Source organism: Streptomyces sp. NRRL S-495 (genome assembly GCF_000966955.1).
Classification (GTDB): Bacteria; Actinomycetota; Actinomycetes; order Streptomycetales; family Streptomycetaceae; genus Kitasatospora; species Kitasatospora purpeofusca.
Genome location: NZ_JZWY01000613.1, coordinates 1 through 7887 on the forward strand (window position 1 = coordinate 1; position 7887 = coordinate 7887).

The 7887-nt window shown below is 76.6% G+C and carries 6 protein-coding genes; 2 read left to right on the forward strand and 4 right to left on the reverse strand.

Annotated elements, in window-relative coordinates; all coding sequences use genetic code 11:
* The coding region (locus VR45_RS28870; RefSeq protein WP_045942796.1) for a dipeptidase at positions 1-1256 on the forward strand (1256 nt) is incomplete at its 5' end.
* Between the two features lie 199 nt (positions 1257-1455).
* Here VR45_RS28870 and VR45_RS28875 read toward each other — a convergent pair.
* Both VR45_RS28875 and VR45_RS28880 read right to left on the reverse strand, forming a co-directional pair.
* Entirely contained in the window at positions 1456-2277 is an 822-nt protein-coding gene (locus VR45_RS28875) for a DUF4184 family protein (RefSeq protein WP_052709457.1), read from the reverse strand.
* Between the two features lie 230 nt (positions 2278-2507).
* A complete protein-coding gene (locus VR45_RS28880; RefSeq protein ID WP_045942797.1) occupies positions 2508-3575 on the reverse strand; it encodes an NUDIX domain-containing protein in 1068 nt (355 codons plus the stop codon).
* 401 nt (positions 3576-3976) lie between these two features.
* Here VR45_RS28880 and VR45_RS28885 point away from each other — a divergent pair, with 401 nt between their 5' ends.
* Complete coding sequence (locus tag VR45_RS28885; RefSeq protein WP_045942798.1) at positions 3977-4969, forward strand: PfkB family carbohydrate kinase; 993 nt, start codon at positions 3977-3979, stop codon at positions 4967-4969.
* Positions 4970-5046: 77 nt separating this feature from the next.
* Here the strand turns inward: VR45_RS28885 and VR45_RS42775 are convergent, their stop codons facing one another.
* Together VR45_RS42775 and VR45_RS28895 are read right to left on the reverse strand one after the other, a co-directional pair.
* Positions 5047-5976 carry a C40 family peptidase gene (locus VR45_RS42775; RefSeq protein ID WP_052709458.1) on the reverse strand — a complete coding sequence of 310 codons (930 nt, stop codon included), beginning with the start codon at positions 5974-5976 and terminating at the stop codon, positions 5047-5049.
* A gap of 224 nt (positions 5977-6200) precedes the next feature.
* Complete coding sequence (locus tag VR45_RS28895; RefSeq protein WP_045942799.1) at positions 6201-7625, reverse strand: acyl-CoA synthetase; 1425 nt, start codon at positions 7623-7625, stop codon at positions 6201-6203.
* Between the last annotated feature and the right edge of the window lie 262 nt (positions 7626-7887).

A 7887-nucleotide genomic window follows, 5' to 3' on the forward strand; every position in this document is an offset into this window, starting at 1 on the left:
CGGTCGAGGAGTGCGAGAAGGCCGCCCGCTGGGTCGCCGACGCCTTCGCCGCCGAAGGTCTGACCGGTGTCCGACTGCTCGACACCCCCGACGGCACCCAGTCCGTCTACGCCGAGCTGCCCGGCCCGGCCGGCGCCCCGACCGTCCTGCTCTACTCGCACTACGACGTCCAGCCCCCGCTGGCCGAGGACGAGTGGCTGAGCCCCGCCTTCGAGCTGACCGAGCGCGACGGCCGCTGGTACGGGCGCGGCGCCGCCGACTGCAAGGGCAACGTCCTGATGCACCTGACGGCCCTTCGGGCGCTGCGCCAGGCGGACGGCGGCTACCCGGTCGGGCTGAAGATCATCGTCGAGGGCTCGGAGGAGCAGGGCACCGGCGGCCTGGAGCAGTACGCCGAGGCCCACCCCGAGCTGCTCACCGCCGACGCCATCGTGATCGGCGACACCGGCAACTTCGCCGCCGGCCTGCCCACCGTCACCGCCTCGCTGCGCGGCATGACCGTGGTCGACGTGTCGGTCCGCACCCTCGCGGGCAACCTGCACTCCGGCGCGTTCGGCGGCGCCGCGCCGGACGCCCTCCAGGCCCTGGTCAAGGTGCTCGCCTCGCTGCACGACGAGCACGGCGACGTCGCCGTGGCCGGCCTGACCACCGATCAGACCTGGACCGGCGTGCAGTACCCGGACGAGCAGTTCCGCGCCGACGCCAAGGTGCTGGACGGGGTCGCGCTCACCGGCACCGGCACCGTCGCCGACCGGCTGTGGGCCCGCCCCTCGGTCACCGTCCTCGGCATCGACGCCCCGCCGGTGGTCGGCGCCACCTCCTCCGTGCAGTCCTTCGCCAAGGCCTCGGTCAGCCTGCGCGTCCCGCCGGGCACCGACACCGACGCCGCCCAGGAGGCGCTGGTCGCCCACCTGGAGGCCCAGGTGCCGTTCGGAGCGCAGGTCACCGTCGAGCGCCAGGGCAACGGCTCCCCGTTCCTCGCCGACACCTCCGGTCCGGCCTACGAGGCGATGGGCGAGGCGATGGCCGAGGCCTTCGGCACCCCGATGGTCGCCTCCGGCGAGGGCGGCTCGATCCCGCTCTGCAACACGCTGCGCACGCTCTACCCGGAGGCCGAGATCGTGCTGATCGGCGTCGAGGAGCCGACCACCCAGATCCACGCGGTCAACGAGAGCGTCGACCCGCTGGAGCTGGAGCGGATGGCCCTCACCGAGGCGCTCTTCCTGCGCCGCTACGCCGAGCTGCGTTCGGTCTGACCCCTCCGGTCCCGGCTTCGCGGGCCGCGCCGTCCACCAGGACGGCGCGGCCCGCGTCACGTCCGACAGGCCCGCATCACGTCGGCCAGGTCCTCCCCGCACGCCTGCTCCGCGCTGCCGCACGCCCGCGCGTCCCGGGGCCGCCGCGCCCCGCCCACACTCCCTGCACCACCCCGTTCCACCTGTGCGCCGTCGGCCGCTACCCCCGCGCCGTCCGTACCCCGGCCGCACCGGCCGTCCGGTCCGCACCACCCCGGACCCCCGTCACCGCGGCCCGGGCCAGCGCCCACCCCACCGCGCCGACCGCGAGCCCGGCCCCCGCCCCGAAGCACAGCTCCCCCACCAGCCCGCGCCGCAGCGGAACGAGCCGGTGCACCACCCCCGCCGCGGTGGCCGCGCCCAGCACCGCCGCGCCCGCCCGTCGGGCCCGGCCGGACAGTTCGACGGCCGACCGGACCGGCTCCACCGACCGGGCCGCCCGCACCGCGTACCCCGCCACGGCGGCCAGCGCGGGCGCCGAGGTGCCGTACTGCAGCACCTCGCACAGCGGCGGCCCGCCCGCGACCGGCCGCCCCAGCACCGGGAACAGCCGGACCCCGGCCCGGTCGTGGTGGGTGAAGGCGTCCCAGCCGACGTGGCTCGCCGCGCCGACCGCCGCCGAGGCCGCGAACCAGGCGAGGTCCGCCCGGGTCGGCCGCCCCCGACCGGCCCGGCGGACCGTCAGCGCCTCGGCCGCGCCGGACCACGGCGGCGGCAGCAGCGCGACCAGCGGCCCGCGCACCAGCCCGTGCCAGCCCGCCACCAGCCCGGCCGCGAGCGCCACGTCCACCGTCGGCACCCCCCACCAACGGTGGGTCACCCCGCCGTACCGGTAGACCCCGGGCAGCAGCGACTCGGCGAAGAACGGCACATCCGGCGCCATCGAGCCGGCGACCAGCGCGGACGCGACCAGCGGCCCGCGCTCCCCCGCCACGCGCAGCAGGGGCAGGACGGCGGCCGGGTGACTCAGGGTGAACGGCATGGCCCCATCCTGCCGCCCCCGGCCACGGCCGCCGCACCCGCCCCGCACGGCTCGGCCCACCCACCGCAGCCCACCGCAGCCAACCGGGCACCACCGGCGGAACGCCGGAGCGGCCGGCCCGGCCGAGGACGCCGGACCGACCGCTCCACCGACCCGGCCGCCGGGGACCGGGCCCCGGTCCCGACCGGGACCCGACCCGGGCCGGGCCCGCACCCGACCCGCCGCTCCGCTCAGGCCGCGTCCGCCGTCGACGCCAGCCCCACCCCCGCCCGCCGCCCGGCCTCCAGGTAGCGCAGCTCCCCGCAGCGGCGGGCGTCCAGCGCCGCGGCGAGCCGCCGGTACCGCCCGGGCGGCAGCAGCCCGGAGGCCTCCTCCAGGCTGACGAAGCGCCAGCTCCGCAGCTCGTCCTGCTGGAGCAGCAGCCCCTGCCGGGCGGTGGCGTCCAGCAGGCCGCCGTCGTAGACCAGGCGCAGCCCGCCCCGGCGCGGGCCGGTGCGCGGCTCCCAGTCGACGGCGAGCAGTCGCAGCGAGGCCGGGTCCAGCCGGAGGCCGAGTTCCTCGGCGGTCTCCCGCAGCGCGGCGTCGGTCGGCGCCTCGCCGCGTTCGACCACCCCGCCGGGGAACTCCCAGTCCGGCTTGTAGACCGGGTCGACGAGCAGCACCCGGTCCTGCTCGTCGAAGAACAGGACGGCGGCGGCCACGGTGTCCCCGGTGGGGTCGGGGCTCTGCACGATCGGGCAGCGGGCCGACCCGTCGCCGACCAGCTGGGCGAGTCTGGCGGCGGTCTCGCGCGGGGTGAGTCCGGAAGTGTCGACGAGCCTGGCGTCCCGGCGCAGCCAGCGGCGGGCGGCGAGGTAGCGGGGCACGTGCTCCAGGCACCACTGCCGGATCCGTTCGCTGCGCTCGGGGTCCTCGGGCACCTCCTCGCGCTGGGCAATGCGCGCACGCAGGATCGTTTCTTCAGGGTCCAGGACGAGGTGGTGCACCGCGATGCCGTTGGAGGCCAGTGAACCGAAGATCTCGTCCCGGTAGTCCTCCCGCAGCAGCGTCATCGGGACCACCAGCGGCCCGGGTACCTCGCCGAGCAGCGCCGCCGCCGTCTCGGGGACGAGCCGCCGCCAGGCCGGCAGGTCCTGGAAGTCCGACACCGCCGCCATCCGGTCGGCCGGCAGCATCGCCCGCAGCCCGAAGCCGACCAGCTCGGGATCGAACAGCATGCTGCCGGGCAGCAGCTCCACCAACTCGCGACAGGCGCTCGTCTTGCCCGCCCCGAACGTGCCATTGACCCAGACGATCACTAACGTCCCCTGTTTCTCGACCTCTCCCGGTGCCGTTCGCACCGGGCGGCGCCCCCGTCAGCCGAACCAGCGCCACCCGAGGTGGTACCCGCGCCGCGCCGTTCCCCATACCTCCACGCCGGCCCGGCTCATGGCGGTTCCCGGTTCCGTTTGACAGCGGCATGTGCCCAGGTCAGAGGGCCTACCACAGGACCGGTACAACCCCCGCCGCGCCGGAGCGCGCACCCTCGGACACCGGAGTCCGGCACCATCGCGCGCGCCCCCTCCGCACCTCGTACGCCCCACCGTCCGTATGCCCCACCGTCCGTACACCCCACCGTCCGTACACCCCACCGTACGGCGGGCGCCGCCGGGCCGGGCCCGTGCTTGCCCATCGGCGGCCGAACGCATAGAGAGGAACGATGACCGCACCCAGCACGCCCGGCCGCGTCGTGGCCGTCGGCTCCGTCAACATCGACCGCATCCTGCGCTGCCCCGTGCTCCCCGCCCCCGGGGAGACCGTCCTCGCGGCCGGCTCCGCCCAGGGCTTCGGCGGCAAGGGCGCCAACCAGGCCGTGGCGGCGGCCGCCATGGGCGCGCCGACCTGCCTGGTGGCCCGGGTCGGTGCCGACGCCGAGGGCCGGGCCGCACTGGCCGACCTCCGGGCGGCCGGAGTGGCGACCGACGCCGTGCACACCGACCCGGACGCGCCCACCGGGCTGGCCGTCGTCCTGGTCGACCCGGCCGGGGAGAACAGCATCGTGGTCGTCCCCGGCGCCAATGCCCGGCTCACCGGCGCCGAGGTCGCCCAGGTCCTCGCCGACCTCGCCCTGACCTCCGCCGACACCGTCCTGACCAGTGGTGAGGTGCCCGAGGAGTGCATCCGCGCGACGGCCTCCGCGTTGCCCGCCGGGCCGCGCTGGATCCACAACGCGGCGCCCGCGGGCGTCCTCCCGGACTGGTCCGGCCCGGGTCTGCGCCGCCCGCTCCTGGTCGCCAACGCCGTCGAGGCCGCCCAGCTCACCGGCCGACCGGCCCCGGGCGCCGAAGCCACCGACCACACCGACCGCACCGACGGCACCGACGGCACCGGGGACGCCACCGCCACGACGGCCACCGCGCTGGCGGCGCTCGGCGACGGGGCGGTGGTCACCCTCGGCGCGGCGGGCGCCCTGGTCGCGGCGGGCGGCGCGCTCCACCGCGTCCCCGCCCCCGAGGTGGCCGTCGTCGACACCACCGGCGCCGGCGACGTGTTCTGCGGCGCCCTCGCCGCCCGGCTGGCCCAGGGTGCGTCCCTCCCCGAGGCCGCCGCCACCGCCGTCGCGGCCGGCGCCTTCGCGGTCACCGCCCTGGGCGCCCGCGGCGCCCTCCCCCGCCCGGCCGACCTCATCGACCCGACTGCCCGCCCCTCCTGACCACTCCCGGAGCGCCCACGGACCGGCGCCCGGACCACCGTGGTCCGGGCGCCGGTCCGAGCCGACAGACGCGGACCTCAGGGCCGCCCCATGTGGGTCGGGTAGTAGCCGCTGCTGATCCCCGAGATCCGGATCAGCGTGCCGGGCCGGGCGGCCTCCACGTACTGGTTGTTGCCCAGGTAGATCGCCACGTGGTGGATGCCCCGGGCGGAGCCGTCGTCCGACCAGAACAGCAGGTCCCCGCGCCGCAGCTGGGAGGCCGTCACCGGCGTGGTGGCCGCGTACTGGTCGTTGGCGACCCGCGGCAGCTCGATGTCGCCGCGCCGGAAGGCCTGCTGGACGAGGCCCGAGCAGTCGTAGCCGTCCGGACCGTTGCCGGCCGTCCTGAACGGCTTGCCCAGCTGCGCCAGCGCGAACTGCACCGCCGCCTCGACGTCACCGTCCGCCGCCGGGGACGCCGCGTCGGCCGAGGAACCGGTCCCCGTGGCGGACGTCGAGGAAGCCGAGGCGGAGGAGGTGTCCGAGCCGCCGGTGCGCGCGAGGTAGATGTCGTAGTGCGTCGTCCAGCGCCACTGGCCCTGGCTGTTCTTGAACCAGTACCGCGAACCGTCCCACCCCTGGGTGATGCCCCCGGACGGGACGGTCGTCGCCGTCGCCGAGGCGCCCGCGGCCGGGGTGGTGCCCGCGGCCGAGCCGCCGGTCCGCGCCAGGTAGACGTCGTAGTGCGTCGTCCAGCGCCACTGGCCCTGACTGTTCTTGAACCAGTACCGCGAACCGTCCCACCCGGCGTGGGCCGGCGCCGGCTCGGCCGCCGCCGTCCCCACCCCGGTGCCGAGGCCGATCACGCCGGCACCGGCCGCGATCACGGCCACCATGCCTATCCCCCGGCGGACCCGCGCGGCCCGCGAAGGGCGGGCGCCGCGCGCCGGCCGGGGGGAGGTGGTGGCAGTGGGCTGCCCGGTCGCGTCGTCGGCGGCACCCGGTGCGCCGGTGTTGACGGTCGTCATGCTGCTGTCTTCCTTCACTGATCGCGCTGACGCGCCGATCGTCTCGGTCGCGCCGAACGCTGGTCGCCAATCGCTGGACGCGGTGCGTGGGTCCCTGGGGACCCGGTCCGCGCCGCTTGTCACGGTAGGCACGCGTCCGGTCACAGCGCGCAGTGGAGTGCGCCAAAGGAAGGCTCACGGAAGGTGAGCGACCGTCACCCGACCCGGCGCCGGGTGACCGCCCGTCACCCGTGTGCGGAGTCCGCCAGCAGCTGCTTCTTCAGCACCTTCCCCAGGGCGTTCCTGGGGAGTTCGGACACCAGCACCACCCGCCGCGGCCGCTTGTGGACCGAGAGCCGCGACGCCACGAAGTCCGTCAGCTGTTCACCCGTCACGGGACCGTCCGGCACGACGTACGCCACGATCGCCTGGCCGAGGTCCGCGTCCGGCGCACCGACCACGGCGGCGTCGGCCACGGCCGGGTGGTCGCGCAGGGCCGCCTCCACCTCGCCGGCCCCGATCCGGTACCCGCCGCTCTTGATCAGGTCGACGGAGGCCCGCCCCACGATCCGGTGGAAGCCGTCGGCGCCGATCACCGCGACGTCCCCGGTCCGGAACCAGCCGTCGGCGGTCCACGCCTCGGCATCGGCGTCCGGCCGGTTGAGGTACCCCCGGAACAGGGTGGGCCCGGCCACCTGGAGTTCGCCGACGCTCTCGCCGTCGTGCGGCACGGGTCCGCCGTCCTCGCCGACCAGCCGGGTGCGCACCCCGGCCACCGGCAGGCCCACGCTGCCCGGACGGCGCTCCCCGTCGGCGCGGGTGGAGACGGTGATCAGCGACTCGGTCATGCCGTACCGCTCGATCGGGGCGTGCCCGGTCAGCGCGGCGAGTCGTTCGAACACCGGGACGGGCAGCGGAGCGCTGCCGGAGACCAGCAACCGGGCGGAGGCGAGCCGGGCGGCCGCTTCCTGATCCGCCGCCAGCCGGGACCAGACGGTCGGCACGCCGAAGTAGAGGCTGCCGCCCGCGGCCGCGTACCCGGCGGGGGTGGGCCGGCCGGTGTGCACCAGGCGGCTGCCGGTCCGCAGCGCGCCGAGCACGCCGAGCACCAGCCCGTGCACATGGAACAGCGGCAGGCCGTGCACCAGGGTGTCCTCGGCGGTCCACTGCCAGGCGTCGGCGAGCGCGTCGAGGTCGGCGGCGACGGCGGAGCGGTCGATCACCGCCCCCTTGGGCGCGCCGGTGGTGCCGGAGGTGTAGAGCACGAAGGCGGTCGCCGCCGGGTCCGGCTCGGCGTACGTGGTGGCCGAGCGCTCCCGCAGGTCGACCGGCAGCCCGGCGACACCGGCGTCCTCCGGCAGGCTGTCACCGGCGGCGTGCGCCAGCAGGGCGGCACCGGAGTCGCGCAGGATGTGAGCGCGCTCCTTGGGCCCGGAATCGGGCGGCAGCGGGACGACCGGGACCCCGGCGAGCAGGCCGCCGACGACCGCGACCACCGTCTCGGCGGTGGACCGGGCGAGCACCGCGAGGGCGGGGGCGCCGGCCACCCGGTCGGCGACGGCCGTGGCCGCGGCGAGCAGCTGCTCACGGGAGAGCCCCGGTCCGTCGGAGATCCGCAGTGCGTCGGCGGAGTCGCCGGAGCCGCCCCGAAGCGCCGTCAAGAGTGTCATGCGTCTGCCCTCGCCCCTGTCCACGGTGGGCCGGATGCCCACGGTCCGCTGTGCGCCGGACGCCGAGGCCGCAGAGTCCATGAGGTCCGTGTGGTCCCGTGTGGTCCATGGGATCCACGGAGTCCGCGGGGATCCGCGACCGGCGCCGCCGACCGACTCTACGGGCCGGGGCGCGCCGCCCGTGGGCCAGGGCGAACGACGGCGCGGGGGCGCCCCCGGGAGTTCCCGGGCGCGCCCCCGCGCCGTCACCTGCCGTCAGACC

Bases quoted from the DNA above. Each gene is read 5' to 3' on its own strand.
- VR45_RS42775 (WP_052709458.1), bottom strand. From the start codon at position 5,976: ATGACGACCGTCAACACCGGCGCACCGGGTGCCGCCGACGACGCGACC.
- VR45_RS28895 (WP_045942799.1), bottom strand. From the start codon at position 7,625: ATGACACTCTTGACGGCGCTTCGGGGCGGCTCCGGCGACTCCGCCGAC.
- VR45_RS28875 (WP_052709457.1), bottom strand. From the start codon at position 2,277: ATGCCGTTCACCCTGAGTCACCCGGCCGCCGTCCTGCCCCTGCTGCGC.
- VR45_RS28885 (WP_045942798.1), top strand. From the start codon at position 3,977: ATGACCGCACCCAGCACGCCCGGCCGCGTCGTGGCCGTCGGCTCCGTC.